Annotated in this window: 12 protein-coding genes; 4 read left to right on the top strand and 8 right to left on the bottom strand. The window is 73.8% G+C overall.

The window, feature by feature from the left end; translation table 11 throughout:
* The first annotated feature begins 159 nt into the window (after positions 1 to 159).
* Entirely contained in the window at positions 160 to 1,275 is a 1,116-nt protein-coding gene (locus OG294_RS04005; RefSeq protein ID WP_327064976.1) for a MerR family transcriptional regulator, read from the top strand.
* A 458-nt stretch (positions 1,276 to 1,733) separates the two neighbouring features.
* On the top strand, positions 1,734 to 2,132 hold the full coding sequence (locus OG294_RS04010) for a VOC family protein (RefSeq protein ID WP_327071443.1): 399 nt from the start codon (positions 1,734 to 1,736) through the stop codon (positions 2,130 to 2,132).
* 12 nt (positions 2,133 to 2,144) lie between these two features.
* Here the strand turns inward: OG294_RS04010 and OG294_RS04015 are convergent, their stop codons facing one another.
* From OG294_RS04015 to OG294_RS04040, 6 genes are all read right to left on the bottom strand, one after another.
* Positions 2,145 to 2,774: a hypothetical protein gene (locus tag OG294_RS04015; RefSeq protein ID WP_327064977.1), complete on the bottom strand. Its 630-nt coding sequence runs from the start codon at positions 2,772 to 2,774 to the stop codon at positions 2,145 to 2,147.
* Between the two features lie 90 nt (positions 2,775 to 2,864).
* A complete protein-coding gene (locus OG294_RS04020) occupies positions 2,865 to 4,301 on the bottom strand; it encodes a DHA2 family efflux MFS transporter permease subunit (RefSeq protein WP_327064978.1) in 1,437 nt (478 codons plus the stop codon).
* 144 nt (positions 4,302 to 4,445) lie between these two features.
* On the bottom strand, positions 4,446 to 5,015 hold the full coding sequence (locus tag OG294_RS04025) for a TetR/AcrR family transcriptional regulator (protein WP_327064979.1): 570 nt from the start codon (positions 5,013 to 5,015) through the stop codon (positions 4,446 to 4,448).
* Positions 5,016 to 5,031: 16 nt separating this feature from the next.
* The gene (locus tag OG294_RS04030; RefSeq protein ID WP_327064980.1) at positions 5,032 to 5,556 is read right to left on the bottom strand and encodes a hypothetical protein; all 525 of its coding nucleotides are present in this window, start codon (positions 5,554 to 5,556) and stop codon (positions 5,032 to 5,034) included.
* A gap of 212 nt (positions 5,557 to 5,768) precedes the next feature.
* Positions 5,769 to 7,484 (bottom strand): FAD-binding oxidoreductase, encoded by a 1,716-nt coding sequence (locus OG294_RS04035; protein WP_327064981.1) that lies wholly within the window; start codon positions 7,482 to 7,484, stop codon positions 5,769 to 5,771.
* A gap of 121 nt (positions 7,485 to 7,605) precedes the next feature.
* Positions 7,606 to 8,490 carry a DUF4232 domain-containing protein gene (locus OG294_RS04040; RefSeq protein ID WP_327064982.1) on the bottom strand — a complete coding sequence of 295 codons (885 nt, stop codon included), beginning with the start codon at positions 8,488 to 8,490 and terminating at the stop codon, positions 7,606 to 7,608.
* A 253-nt stretch (positions 8,491 to 8,743) separates the two neighbouring features.
* Here OG294_RS04040 and OG294_RS04045 point away from each other — a divergent pair, with 253 nt between their 5' ends.
* Complete coding sequence (locus tag OG294_RS04045) at positions 8,744 to 9,604, top strand: SDR family oxidoreductase (protein WP_327064983.1); 861 nt, start codon at positions 8,744 to 8,746, stop codon at positions 9,602 to 9,604.
* A gap of 76 nt (positions 9,605 to 9,680) precedes the next feature.
* On the opposite strand, the gene OG294_RS04050 is transcribed toward OG294_RS04045, so the two are convergent.
* Positions 9,681 to 10,553 carry a DMT family transporter gene (locus tag OG294_RS04050; RefSeq protein WP_327064984.1) on the bottom strand — a complete coding sequence of 291 codons (873 nt, stop codon included), beginning with the start codon at positions 10,551 to 10,553 and terminating at the stop codon, positions 9,681 to 9,683.
* Positions 10,554 to 10,750: 197 nt separating this feature from the next.
* Here OG294_RS04050 and OG294_RS04055 point away from each other — a divergent pair, with 197 nt between their 5' ends.
* The gene (locus tag OG294_RS04055) at positions 10,751 to 11,023 is read left to right on the top strand and encodes a hypothetical protein (protein ID WP_327064985.1); all 273 of its coding nucleotides are present in this window, start codon (positions 10,751 to 10,753) and stop codon (positions 11,021 to 11,023) included.
* 7 nt (positions 11,024 to 11,030) lie between these two features.
* On the opposite strand, the gene OG294_RS04060 is transcribed toward OG294_RS04055, so the two are convergent.
* A complete protein-coding gene (locus OG294_RS04060; protein ID WP_327064986.1) occupies positions 11,031 to 12,425 on the bottom strand; it encodes a KamA family radical SAM protein in 1,395 nt (464 codons plus the stop codon).
* Positions 12,426 to 12,668 lie beyond the last annotated feature (243 nt).

Below are 12,668 nucleotides of genomic sequence, written 5' to 3' on the forward strand. Positions count from 1 at the left end.
CGAAGTCCGGCCCGCTGCCTCACCGTCCGGAACCCCACCAGCCGCCACCAGCCAGTTCCTCATCCGGTTCCTCATCCGGGAGGGCACCGTCCCCGCCTCCAACGAGCGGCGGGACCGCTGCTTGACCCTCACGTGGCGTCATGCCGCATTGTCTCTGGCATGGAAGAGCACCTGACCGTAGGACGTGTGGCCGAGCTGGCCGGTGTGAGCGTCCGCACGCTGCACCACTATGACGAGATCAGCCTCGTACAGCCGTCCGCGCGGAGCGCGGCCGGGTACCGGGCCTACTCGGCAAATGACGTGGAGCGGCTGCGGGAGGTGCTCGCCTATCGGCGGCTGGGTTTCGGACTGCGCGAGATCGCGGATCTGGTGGACGACCCGACCACCGATGCGGTCGCGCACCTGCACCGGCTGCGCGGCCTGCTGCTGGAACAGCGCGACCGCGCTGCCGGCATGGTGACGGCCATCGACAAGGAACTGGAGGCGCGGGCCATGGGGATCAGGACGACACCGGAGGAGCAACTGAAGGTGTTCGGCGCGCAGTTGTACGAAGCCATCGGGTCCGCCTACCCGGCGACGCGGCGCACCGAGCCGCGGATCGCCGCGCAGGTCTGGGATGCGCTCGGGGATGCGCGGACGGTACTGAACGTCGGCGCCGGCACGGGCTCCTACGAGCCCCCGGACCGCGACGTCACGGCGGTCGAACCGTCGGCGGTCATGCGGGCACAGCGCCCCGCGGGTGCGGCGCCGTGCGTGGCCGCCAGTGCGGAGCGCCTCCCGTTCGAGGACCAGTCCTTCGACGCCGCGATGGCGTTCAGCACCATCCATCACTGGGACGACCCGATCGCCGGGCTGCGCGAGATGCAGCGCGTGGCCCGCCGCGTGGTGGTGTTCACGCACGACTCCACGGACGTCGGCTGGCGCAACCGGTTCTGGCTCAGCCGCGACTACCTGCCCGAGGTCGCCGGCCTGGTCGCCGACCGACCGGCGGTGACCGAGCTGGCCGGCGCGATCGGGGCCCGCCTCGAGCCGGTGCTCATCCCGTGGGACTGCGCCGACGGCTTCTTCGAGGCCCACTGGCGCCGTCCCGAGGCGTACCTGGACGAGCACGTGCGCCGCGCGGTGTCGGTGTGGACCAGGGTCGGGCCGCAGGCGGAGCAGCGGGCGGTGGCCGCACTGCGCGAGGACCTCTCCTCGGGCCGCTGGGCCGAACGCAACGGCGAACTCGCCGCCCTCGACGCGGCAGAGCTGGGCCTGCGCCTGCTCATCGCCTGAACCCGGCTGTCCGACACGAGCATTGAACGCCTGCGGGCCCTCCCCCATCCGGTGGGTGTGCTGATCTCGTACCAGCGCTCCCACCAGTTCGTACCGTCCTTCGTGGCGTTGCACGGCTCCGTGTGGACGGAACGGTAGTACCCGGTCAGGCAGTAACCCGGCAGGTAGTCGGACACCTCATTTTCGTCGCACTCGACCTCGCCCTCGTGCTCCCCACGGCCCTGTGCTTCGCCGCGGCCTACGCCGCCGGCCTCCTGCGACCAGCCCCACGGCCCGCCGACCGCCCCGCCCGCCAACCGGCCCCAGCGGACTGACGACGGGCGCGGGTCGGGCTGAGGGCGGTGCTCGACGGGGTGGGCCGGTGCGGCACAGGGTCGTGGGCGCGGCATCGCGTGTCGGTCACCGGCTGGGTGAGGCATGGAGGTGGCCGTGGAGTGCCTTACGGAGGCATGACGCACATGTCAGTCGAGTTGAATCACACCATCGTTCACGCCCGGGACAACCGGGAATCCGCCGAGTTCCTGGCGGGGATCCTCGGGCTCGAGGTCGGGGCCGAGTGGGGGCCGTTCGTTCCGGTCGCCACGGCGAACGGCGTCACGCTGGACTTCGCCCGCGTCCCGGCCGAGTCGATCGCCGTGCAGCACTACGCCTTCCTGGTCTCCGACGAGGAGTTCGACGTGGCGTTCGCGCGGATCCGGCAGGCCGGGCTGACGTACTACGCCGACCCGCGGATGGGGCATCCCGGCGAGATCAACCACCATCACGGCGGCCGCGGGCTGTACTTCCTCGATCCGGTCGGCCACGGGATGGAGATCATCACCCGCCCCTACGGCAGCCACCAGCCGTCGGAGTCGTGACGACGGGCCCGCTCAGGGCGCCAGCCGTGCGGTGACGCGTGCCACCTCGGCCGTCGTCCGCACGGCGGCGTCGCGCACCTGGTCATCGGGATGGGAAGCGGCCTGCCGGGCCGCGTCGGCGATCGCCGGCAGGGCGGCGCGGCAGTCGAGGACCGCGCGGGCGCACAGGGCGTCCGCGCGGTCCTCGTCCTCGTAGACGAGGTCGGCGCCGTCGGGCTCGGCCGGGTCCGTGAGCAGGGCCGTGACCTCGGCGGCGATGTCGCGTCCGGCGCAGGCCGCGACGGAGGTCAAGTCCTCGTCGGCGCCGAGCCCGGCGGCCTCGGCGACCTCGGCCAGGAAGCGGAGCGTGCGGGCCAGCGTCTCGGCGTCGGCGATCGCGTCCTGACGGAGCATCACGCACAGCTGCCGCGCCACGGGGCCGGTGGCCGTCCACGGCGTGCCCTGGTGGACGATCGCGGAGTTCAGGTGGGCGAGCGCGGCCCGGCGGGCGACCTGGTCGCCGGCCGCCAGGGCGCGCAGCTGGGCCGGGGTGTCCGACGCCGTCCCGTAGGCGTGCAGCAGCAGCGCGAAGTCGACGGCCGGAACGGCGCAGTCGTCGTCGGCAAACTGTGCGGCCGGGGACCGGAACTGGTGAGTGTCCACGGTCCGGGAGCATGCCACAGGGGACCGACAACCGGTGGGAGGCGACCGGCTGTCGGTCCCGGGGCAGGGCCCACCCCCAGGCCCGCCCCCTCAGGAGCGCAGCACCGCCGGTACGTCCGCCACGGCCCGGCCGGTTTCGGCCGTCCCGGCCGCCGTCCCGACCCCGCTGCGCCGTGGCGCGGCGAGGACCGCCAGCGCCGCGACGCCGACCACCGAGGCGCCCACCCAGAGCGCCGGGACCAGGCCGTCGACGAAGTGCTGGGGGCTGGTGTAGTTGCCGTGCGCGGTGAAGACGGCGGTGAGGACGGCCACGCCGAGCGCACCACCCACCTCCCGCAGCGCGTTGTTGACCCCCGAGGCGACGCCCTGCTCCGACTCGCGGACCGAGCTCATCAGCAGCGTGGCGACCGGAGCGAAGAAGAGCGCCATGCCGGCCCCGGAGAGCATCAGCGCGGGGACCTGGGCGGCGTAGCTGACGTCCGCCGTGGCGACCGAGGCGAACCAGCCCAGGCCGGCCGCCTGCAGCGCGAGCCCGACGGCGATGATGTTCCGGCCGCCGATCCGGTCCGCCAGCATGCCGGCCAGCGGGGCGACCACCATCGGCATGCCGGTCCACGGGAGCATCCGCACGCCCGCCTGCATCGGGCTGAACCCCTGGGCCGCCTGCAGGAACTGACTGAGCAGGAAGATCGCCCCGAACATGCCCAGGGACATCAGCGTGCTCGCCACGTTCACCGCCGAGAAGGCTCGGCTGCGGAACAGCCGCAGCGGCACCGCGGGCGCCGGGCTGCGCCGCTCCCAGGCGAGGAAGGCGACGAGCAGCGTCGCGCCGGCGATCAGGCCGGCCAGCACCGGGCCGCTGGTCCACCCGTCGTCGTTGCCCCGGATGACGGCGTAGACGATGCCGAAGAGGGCGGTGCTGGCCAGCGCCGTGCCGGGGATGTCGAGCCGGTTGTCGGGGCCGACGCTCTCGGTGAGCCGCAGCCGGGCGAGCGGCAGCAGGAGCAGGCCGAGCGGGACGTTCAGCGCGAAGATCCACTGCCAGGAGAGGTGTTCGACCACGGTCCCGCCGATCAGCGGCCCGGTGGCCACCGCCATGCCGTTGACCGCGCCCCAGGCGCCGAAGGCCAGTCCGCGCCGGGCGACCGGCACCGCCGCGGTGAGCAGCGTCAGGCTGACCGGGGTGAGCATCGCGGCGCCGACCCCCTGGACCGCGCGGGCCGCGATCAGGGCGTTGATGTTCGGGGCCAGCGCGGCGGCGAGCGAGGCGAAGGTGAAGACGCCGAGCCCCACGAGGAAGATCCGGCGGCGGCCGAAGCGGTCACCGAGGGCGGCGCCGAGCAGCAGCAGGACGGCGAAGCTGAGGGTGTAGGCGTTGACCGTCCACTCCAGGTCGCTCATCCCGCCACCGAGGTCGCGCCGGATGGAGGTGAGTGCGGTGGTGACGACCAGGTTGTCCAGCGCGGCCATGAATCCGGCGGTACTGGCGATCACGAAAGCCCAGACGGCCGGGCTGACTCTGCGCACGGGAACTCCTCACAAGACACAGGTGGTGTGGACCGATGAAGGTAGTAATTGATCAATAACTTTTACGCTCAAGAAAAAACGGCGCCCTGCGAACCGGATGCGGGGCGGATGTGGGGCAGACGCGGGGCAGATGCAGGGGCGCCGCTACGCGCACCCCTGCTCCCCCAGCCCGAGCCCCTCCCAGAGACGGTGACCGGGCGGAAAGCCCATCGCGAGCATGGTGTTGATCAGCATCCCGCGGGCGAAGAAATCGGTGATCTCCTGCTCGCTCATACCGGCGGCCACCCGCACCGAGTCCCAGAGGTCGAGCCACAACGCGCGGACCGCCTCCCCCACTTCGGCCTCCCCCTGCGCCTCGGCGGCGGCCGTGGAGACCCACATCTGCATCTGCATCATCAGCAGACTGCGGTCGGCCATCAGCTCGACGTACGCCTCGCCCATGGCCTCGGCGCGGTCCTGCGGGTCGTCCAGGCCCTCGACCGCCTTGAGGAAGGTCGCCTTGACCTCCTGCACGCAGCGGCGCAGGGTCGCCTCGAAGAGGGCGCGCTTGCTGGGGAACAGCCGGAAGAGATACGGCTGGGAGACACCGACCCGAGCGGCTATCGCCTGCGTCGACGTCCCGTTGTAGCCGCGCTCGGCGAACTCGATCATCGCTGCGCGGATGACGCTCTCGCGCCGCTCCTCCGCCGACATCCGCCGGCTCGCCCCTGCCATGCCCTCAAGTTATTGGTCAATCACTAACTCCGTCAAGGGCGGCCCCCGGAACCGGCCCCGCATGTACCTGGCCCACCCCGCCCTGCCCGTCCACCCGGTCCGGCCCGTCCACTCCCTCCGGCCCCGAGACCAGCCGGTCCAGCCGCCGGGCCGACCGGATCGCCAGCGTGGCCAGCAGCGCGGTGAGCGGCACCTCGGCGACCAGCGCGAACGCCCAGGCCGTGTACCAGTCCGCACCGGCCAGCGCCGTCATCGTGTCGAACCAGGCGTCGATGCCGAAGAGCGTGGCCGTCGCCGCCGCCACCGGTGCCAGCAGCGCCGGACGCCGCGGATACAACAGCGCCGTCCCCAGCAGCCCGAGGAACTCCAGGACGTCCAGCCCGATCCACGAGCTGGACCAGTTGCGCACTTCGGCATGCCCTTGCGGGGCCACCCCCATCATGAAGATCCACACCACGAGCACCACCGCCAACGCGGCCAACCCCAACCGGAGCCGCAGCTCGTACCGCTGCTCGAAGATCCGCACCTGTGCTCCCCCCATGCCTGATCAGACCATGATCATGCTACCGAGGCCGCCGGCTAGGCCGTGTCTCACAATTCGCGTCGGATCAGCGCGCGGCGTTGGGCGCCCGGCTGGGCGTGCCGGCGAAGCGTCCTCGTACTGGGTCGTACTTGGATGATTCGCCGGTGCGTCCAGGCGGGATGCCCGGCGTCGCGCGCCTGGCGGGAATTGTGAGACACGGCCTAGACCCGTCAGAGCGGGACGGACTGGGGGAAGTGGAAGGTGCCGCGCGGGTCGTACTGCTGCTTGACCTGGCGCAGCCGGGGGGCGTTGGCGCCGTAGTAGGCCTGTTCCCAGTCGGTCAGCTGCGGGTCGGCGTAGTTCTGGTAGGCCTGCCCGCTGGCGTAGCGGCGCAGGGCGCTCCACAGGGTGTTCAGCCAGCTGCGCGACTGGTCCACGCCGGGGCCCGAACCGGCACCGGTGCCCGGGTAGTTGGCGGTGTACTGGGCCAGGAAGAGGGCGTCGCGGTGGACGAAGGCGGTGTCCCCCGGGGCGACCCGGTTGACCGCGCCGCCCAGCGCGTCGAAGGCCACGCCCGCGCTGCCGCCCTGGGGTGCGGTGCGGGCGTAGTCGGCCACGGCGGCGACCAGGGCCGCGATGCCGGTGTCGGGCAGCGCCTTGGTGAAGAAGTCCGAGCGGGCCGCGTAGGACTCGCGGGTGAGCCGGCCCTGCGGGTTCTGGCCGGGGAGCGAGCCGGGCAGGTGGGCGGCGGCCTGGGTCCAGCCGGAGACCCCGCCCATCACCTGCATGGTCTCCAGGAAGGACTTGCTGTGCACCGGCGCGCTGCTCGGCTGGACACCCAACCGGTCGATCAGGTTGGACAGTTCGTCCGCCGGGCCGAGATGGACGGCGGTGCTGCTCAGCTCCAGCCGGCCGTCCGGCCAGGCCAGCAGGTGCAGGTCGGCCCAGAGCTGGTCGGGAGCGGTCGGTGCCCAGGCCTGCCAGGCCCGCACCACCGCGGCCGCCGAGGACCAGGGCCAGGAGAGGAAGGCGTAGGAGCAGTCGACGGCGGGGCTGGTACGGAAGTCCAGCGAGGTGACCACGCCGAAGTTGCCGCCGCCACCGCCGCGCAGCGCCCAGAAGAGGTCGGGCTCGCTGTTCGCGTCGGCCCGCAGGATCCGCCCGTCGGCGGTGACCACCTCGGCGCCGGTCAGGCTGTCGCAGGTCAGCCCGTAGGCCCGGGAGGTCACCCCGACCCCGCCGCCGAGGGTCAGCCCGGTCACCCCGACGCTCGGGCAGGATCCGGCGGGTATCGCCACGCCCTGGCCGGCCAGGCCCGCGTACACGTCGATCAGTCGTGCCCCCGCGCCCACCGTCGCGCCGCCGCCGGAGGCGGTGACCGTGTTCAGCCGGCCGACGTCCAGCACCAGGCCCGGCCCCGCGGACCAGCCGCCGTAGTTGTGCCCGCCGCTGCGCAGCGCCACCGGCAGGCCGTAGCGGCCGGCGAAGGCCAGCGCGGTGACCGCGTCCTGGGCGTTCGCCGGGTAGAGGACGCCGCCGGGGCGCACGCCGTCGAACTGCGGCTGGTACTGCCGGGCGGCGGCCGGGTACGGGGTGTCCCCCGGCCGGATCAGGGTGCCCTGGAGGTCCTTGGCCAGGGCGGTCCAGTCCGCCGGGCCCGCCGAGGCGGCCGGAGCACTACTGCTGGGGGTGCTGCCGGGGACGGTGGAGGGGCTGTGCGCGGGGCTGTGCGCGGGGCCGGGTGCGGTGCTCGCCACGGGGCCGGCCCCGGTGGCGGCGCGGCCGGTGCAGCCGGTCAGCGCCGCGGCCGCGGCGGCCCCGGCGCCGAGCCGCAGCAGGGCGCGCCGGTCCACCGCCTGCCGGTCCCGCTCCGGCCGGTCCAGCTCCTGCCGGGCCGCCGGCTCGGGCGAGGCCGGGGAGGGTGCGGGTGCGGTGTGCTGGGTCATCGGGCTGCTCCGCCTGCTGGGCCGCTGTTCGAGCGGTGTTCGTGTCGTCGGTACGACGCGCCGGCGGGCAGGCCGGTTGCACGAGCGTATGCGCCTGCGGATGCGCCTGCCGTCCCGCGTCCTACTCGTGCCGCCAGGCGCTGGCACCGATCGCGGCCGTGGTGCCCAGATCGAGTTCCGGTGTGACGGTCACGGCCGGTGCCCCGGCCTGCGCCGTCACCCGCAGGTAGGGGACGTTCACCGGATCGCCGGAGCCGGTGGTGTTGCGCCACGCCAGGGTGGCCGAGGCGGACTCGCCCGGCTGCAGCGTCACGGGCCGGGGCGGGGCATCGGGCACGACCCCGGTGGCGATCCGGTCGGTGCCCTGCAGGACCTGGATGCCGGGGACCGGGCTCCGGTCCACGTCGAGGAACTGGAGCTGGGGGTAGCCGTTGACGCGGTAGGCGGCGGTTCCGCAGTTGGTCAGGTGGAGCCCCATGGCGCGCAGGCCCATCGCGGCGTCGACCTCGTCGGCCGTCACCCGGATCCCGGCGGGCGGGCAGGCCCCGGCCGCGACGGGCGCCTCCGCCGTCGGCACCGCCCGCACCTTGGCGATCCGCAGCTGCGCGCCGGCCCCGGCGGCCCCGCCCGGGGAGAGCCCGGTGTCGACCGTCCGACGCACGGTCCGGCCGGGCGCCACCGACGCCACGGTCTGCGGGACACTGTCCAGCGCCTGCCCCGAGCGGTCCAGCACGGTGAGGGTGACGGTGTAGCTGAACGGTTCGCTCTCGCCGTTGGTGACCTCCAGCTCGGCCGTCGACTCCGGGGAGGTGCGGCACCCCGGGCCGACCAGGGTCACGGTGGTCCGCTTCGGACCGGCGGCCGCACCGGTGGGCGCCGGTGCCGCGCAGCTCGCGGTGGCGGAGGGGGCGGCGGGGCCCGCGGTGGCGTTCCGCGACCCGCAGCCGGTCAGGAACACGGTGGCGGCGAGGGCGGCGGACAGCAGGAGGGGGGTGGCGGGACGCATCCGGTCAGCTCATCAGGAGTCGATCATGGGGGCAGTGAGGCAGGCCACAGATCCTGTCACAGGCGCGTCACAGCGCCCGGTCCGGGCCCCGCGCCGGCCCCTGCCCCTGCCCCGGGCCCGCGCCCGCCCCGGGCGCGTCGCGCTGGTGCCACCGTCGGCGGGTCTGGTACGGATCAGGGCAGCCACCCGAGCCACCCCTGAGCCACCCCCGGAACATCCCCGGAACATCCCCCCAGGAACGGAGCAGCCCGCCATGGCGGACGTCCCCAGCCGACCCACCGTTGCCGTCACCGGAGCCTCCGGCCGTCTCGGCGGGCGGGTCGCCCGCCTGCTGGCCGCCGCCGGCCTGCCGCAGCGGCTGCTCGCCCGCAACCTCGCCAAGGTCCCCGCGCTGCCGGGCGCCACCGCGCTGTCCTGCGCCTACGGCGACCGCGAGGCCGTGCTCCGGGCGCTGACCGGCGTCGAGCGCGTGCTGATGGTCTCCGCCGCCGAGGCGCCCGACCGGCTGGAGCAGCACCGCACCTTCGTCGACGCGGCGGCCGAGGCGGGGGTCGGGCACCTGGCCTACATCTCGTTCTACGGCGCGGCGCCCGAGGCCACCTTCACCCTGGCCCGCGACCACTGGCACACCGAGCAGCACATCCGCGCCAGCGGGCTGCCCTTCACCTTCCTGCGGGACAACCTCTACGCCGACTTCATGCCCCACCTGGTCGGCGAGGACGGCGTGATCCGCGGGCCCGGTGGCCAGGGACGCGCCGCCGTGGTCGCGCAGGACGACATCGCCGAGGCCGCCGCGGCCGTGCTCGCCCGGGCCCCCGAGCACGCCGGCGCCACCTACGACCTGACCGGCCCGCACGCGCTCACCTTCGAGGAGATCGCCGCGGTGCTCGCGCACACCAGCGGGCGCTCCGTCGACTACCACGCCGAGACGGTCGAGGAGGCCTACGCCTCCCGGGCCCACTACGGCGCCCCGCAGTGGCAGCTCGACGCCTGGGTCTCCACCTACACCGCGGTGGCCGCCGGTGAGCTCGCCGGGGTCAGCGACGCCGTCGAGCGGCTGACCGGCCATCCCGCGACCGACCTCACGGCGGTGCTGCGCGCCGCCCGGAGCTGAGCACGGGCGGTGCGGGGCGGGCGGGGCGGAGCACGGGCGGTGCGCGGCAGGCGGGGCCGAGCACGCGCGGGGCGGCTCAGCGGCCCGTCGGGCGCGGGCCCAGAGCCTCGGTCTCGACGCGCGGCAGGACCATCACGCCGGCCGCCACCAGCAGCGCGCCCACCGCCTCGGGCAGCAGCCACCAGCCGGTGCGCACGTGCTCGCCGTAGACCAGGATGCCCAGGGCCAGGCTGGTCACCGCGTCGCCGAGGGTGAGGGCGGGCTGGGAGGCCAGCAGCGGGCCCGACTCCACCGCGTTGGAGAGCAGGAAGAGCGAGCAGCCGCCGACCGCGGCGAAGGCGTAGGTGGCCCAGCAGGTGAAGAACGCGGTGACGCCGTGGCCGGCCGCGCTGACGGAGGTCTTCATCAGCGCCGCGGTCAGGGCGTAGCCGATCGCGGCCGAGGTGCCGAACAGCGCGGCCCTGGCCTTGCCCCGGCCGTAGGGCAGGGCCGCCAGCACGCAGCAGACCATCGCGCCGCCGCCCGCGGCCAGGGTCAGCACCCACACCGCGGGCGCGGCGTGGTCGCGCCCTCCGGAGGGCGCGGCCGAGGCGAGCGCGAGGGCGATCCCGACGGTGACCGCGACGATCCCGCACCAGCCCAGCGTCGGCAGCCGGCGCCGGAAGACCGCGCAGGCGATCAGCAGCACGAAGGTCAGCTCGGTGACGAAGATCGGCTGCACCAGCGCCAGCGAGCCCTCCGCGAGCGCCAGCGCCTGGAAGACCGCCGCGCACAGGACGGTGAGCATCCCGCCCAGCCAGACCGGATGGCGCACCAGATCGAGCATCAGCCGCACGCTGAACGCGTCGCTCTGCGGCACCGTCCGCGCGGCGGAGCGCTGCAGCACCATGGCGGTGGCGTTGCTCAGCGCCGCGAGCACGGCGAACAACACGGTGAGCACAACCGCCACGGGCCCATCTCCCTACCACTGGTGACACTGCTTCAGGGGCACGCTACACAGTGGTGGGCCGATCCCTGCGCCTGGTTCGCGATCCGTCGCGCCGGTCGCACCTACTTCCGGATGTCCTCCCGGGGCGGACATGTGTTAAGAAGTCTGGAGCCCCTTGATCCGCAGCCCTTGATCAGCGTCCGTGGAGGACAGCGCCGATGACCGACACACCCGCGGACACCGCCGTCAGTGACGCCACCTGGGTGGTGCCGCTGGTCGCGCTGGTGCCCTGCCTGCTGGTGCGGATCCTCACCTCGGTGACCGACGGCTGGCTCGTGGTCGCCTGGGTGTCCTGGAGCCTGGCCGCCCTGCTGGTGCTGGCGGCCTGGGGCACGGTGATCCGGCACGGGGTGCGCAGGGCCTCGGGCTGGTCCGCGAGCGCGGTGGCGCACGGGATGGTCGCCTGGCAGCTGGTGCAGCTCGTCGCGTGAACAGAACCTACTGGCCGCCCGCCGCGCGGGAGCGGGCCTCCCACCAGGCCTGGCCCTCGGGGGGCAGGGTGTCCACCGGGTCGTAGGAGCGGAACTGCGTCCGCTCGTCGGCGCCCGTCCAGGAGGCGATGCCGCGCACCTGGTCGTACTCGGCCACCTGGTGGACCCAGCGCTTGCCCAGGTCGGGCACGTCGGCCACCAGGCGCGGGGTGGCGAAGCCGGGCAGCCAGCCCATCAGGGCGGACTGGAGCTGCTGGGCCTGGTGCAGCGGGGTCCGCCAGTGCTCGCTGTGCGGGACCATGTCGCACAGGTAGAAGTAGTAGGGCACCACTTGGGCCTCGTCCTGGAGCGCGAAGCACAGGTCGAGCAGTGCCTCGGGCGAGTCGTTGACGCCGCGCAGCAGCACGCCCTGGTTGCGCACGTCCCGTACACCGGTGGCCAGCACGGCGCGGGCGGCCTCGGCGGCCAGCGGGGTGATGCTCTGCACGGTGTTGGCGTGGGTGTGCACGGCCAGGCCCACCCCGCGCCGGCCGGCCAGCCGGGCGAGCCGGGTCAGGCCGTCCAGCACCTCCTGTTGCAGCCAGTGCTGAGGCAGGGTCAGCAGTGCCTTGGAGGCCAGCCGGATGTCCCGGATCGAGTCGACGGTCAGCAGCTCGGCGACGAAGGCCTCCAGTCTGGGCCAGGGCAGGTTGCCGACGTCGCCGCCGGAGACCACCACGTCGCGCACGCCCGGGTTGGACCGCAGGTAGTCGAGCATGGCCGGGTAGCGGGCGGCGGGCTTGGCCTCGAAGCGCCGCTTGTCGGTGCCGGGGGTGGGCGGGCCGACCAGGTCCATCCGGGTGCAGTGACCGCAGTACTGCGGGCAGGTGGAGAGCAGTTCGGCCAGCACCTTGGTCGGGTAGCGGTGGGTGAGCCCTTCGGCCACCCACATCTCGGCCTCATGCAGCGAGTCGCGCTCGGCCAGCGGGTGGGAGGGCCACTGGGAGCCGCGGTCGCCGGCCAGCGGGAGCATGTAGCGGCGCACCGGGTCGGCCAGGAACTCCTCGGTGAGCGAGCCGGGACCGGCCGGATCCCGGTGGGGCATCACGGTGTTGAGCATCTGCGGCGGCACCAGCAGCGGCATGGTGGCGAACTTCTGCTGGTCCAGGGCGAGATCGTCGTAGATCTCGTCGCCCACCAGGGAGCCGAGCACCTCGCGCAGCTGGCGCGGGTTGCGGATGCTGTGGGCGCGCTGCCAGCGCGGTGAGCGCCACTGCTCGGCGCTCACCGCGCGCCAGCCGGGGAAGCGGCGCCAGTCGGGTTCGACGAGTTCGCGCCGCTGGTAGCGGTAGGCCGATCCCGCGATCCCGCGCGGCGGTTCGTCGACCAGCTGGGCTGTGGTCAGGGCGAGGTGATCAGCCATCAGATCTCTCCACGGGGCGGCGGGAACGAGGAACGGGCAGGAGCTGACGGCCCGTCCGAATTCTGCATGGTTCCGGAACCCGGTCCATGGCTCGTCCGGTCGGGGTCCAGTGCGTCCAGCAGGCGTCCAGCGGCGTCCACTCGGCGTCGGGAGGCGTCCGCCAGACTCCTGCCCGGACCGCCGTGGCGCAGCTCGGAACCTCCACCGCCCTTGCGCCGGCCCCGCGTTGCGCACCCCACCGGC

The organism is Kitasatospora sp. NBC_01302 (genome assembly GCF_035976515.1).
Taxonomy (GTDB): Bacteria; Actinomycetota; Actinomycetes; order Streptomycetales; family Streptomycetaceae; genus Kitasatospora.

Coding starts and splice junctions, on each gene's coding strand:
- OG294_RS04035 (WP_327064981.1), bottom strand. CDS start 7,484: ATGACCCAGCACACCGCACCCGCACCCTCCCCGGCCTCGCCCGAGCCG.
- OG294_RS04040 (WP_327064982.1), bottom strand. CDS start 8,490: ATGCGTCCCGCCACCCCCCTCCTGCTGTCCGCCGCCCTCGCCGCCACC.
- OG294_RS04005 (WP_327064976.1), top strand. CDS start 160: ATGGAAGAGCACCTGACCGTAGGACGTGTGGCCGAGCTGGCCGGTGTG.
- OG294_RS04010 (WP_327071443.1), top strand. CDS start 1,734: ATGTCAGTCGAGTTGAATCACACCATCGTTCACGCCCGGGACAACCGG.
- OG294_RS04045 (WP_327064983.1), top strand. CDS start 8,744: ATGGCGGACGTCCCCAGCCGACCCACCGTTGCCGTCACCGGAGCCTCC.
- OG294_RS04025 (WP_327064979.1), bottom strand. CDS start 5,015: ATGGCAGGGGCGAGCCGGCGGATGTCGGCGGAGGAGCGGCGCGAGAGC.
- OG294_RS04060 (WP_327064986.1), bottom strand. CDS start 12,425: ATGGCTGATCACCTCGCCCTGACCACAGCCCAGCTGGTCGACGAACCG.
- OG294_RS04055 (WP_327064985.1), top strand. CDS start 10,751: ATGACCGACACACCCGCGGACACCGCCGTCAGTGACGCCACCTGGGTG.
- OG294_RS04030 (WP_327064980.1), bottom strand. CDS start 5,556: ATGGGGGGAGCACAGGTGCGGATCTTCGAGCAGCGGTACGAGCTGCGG.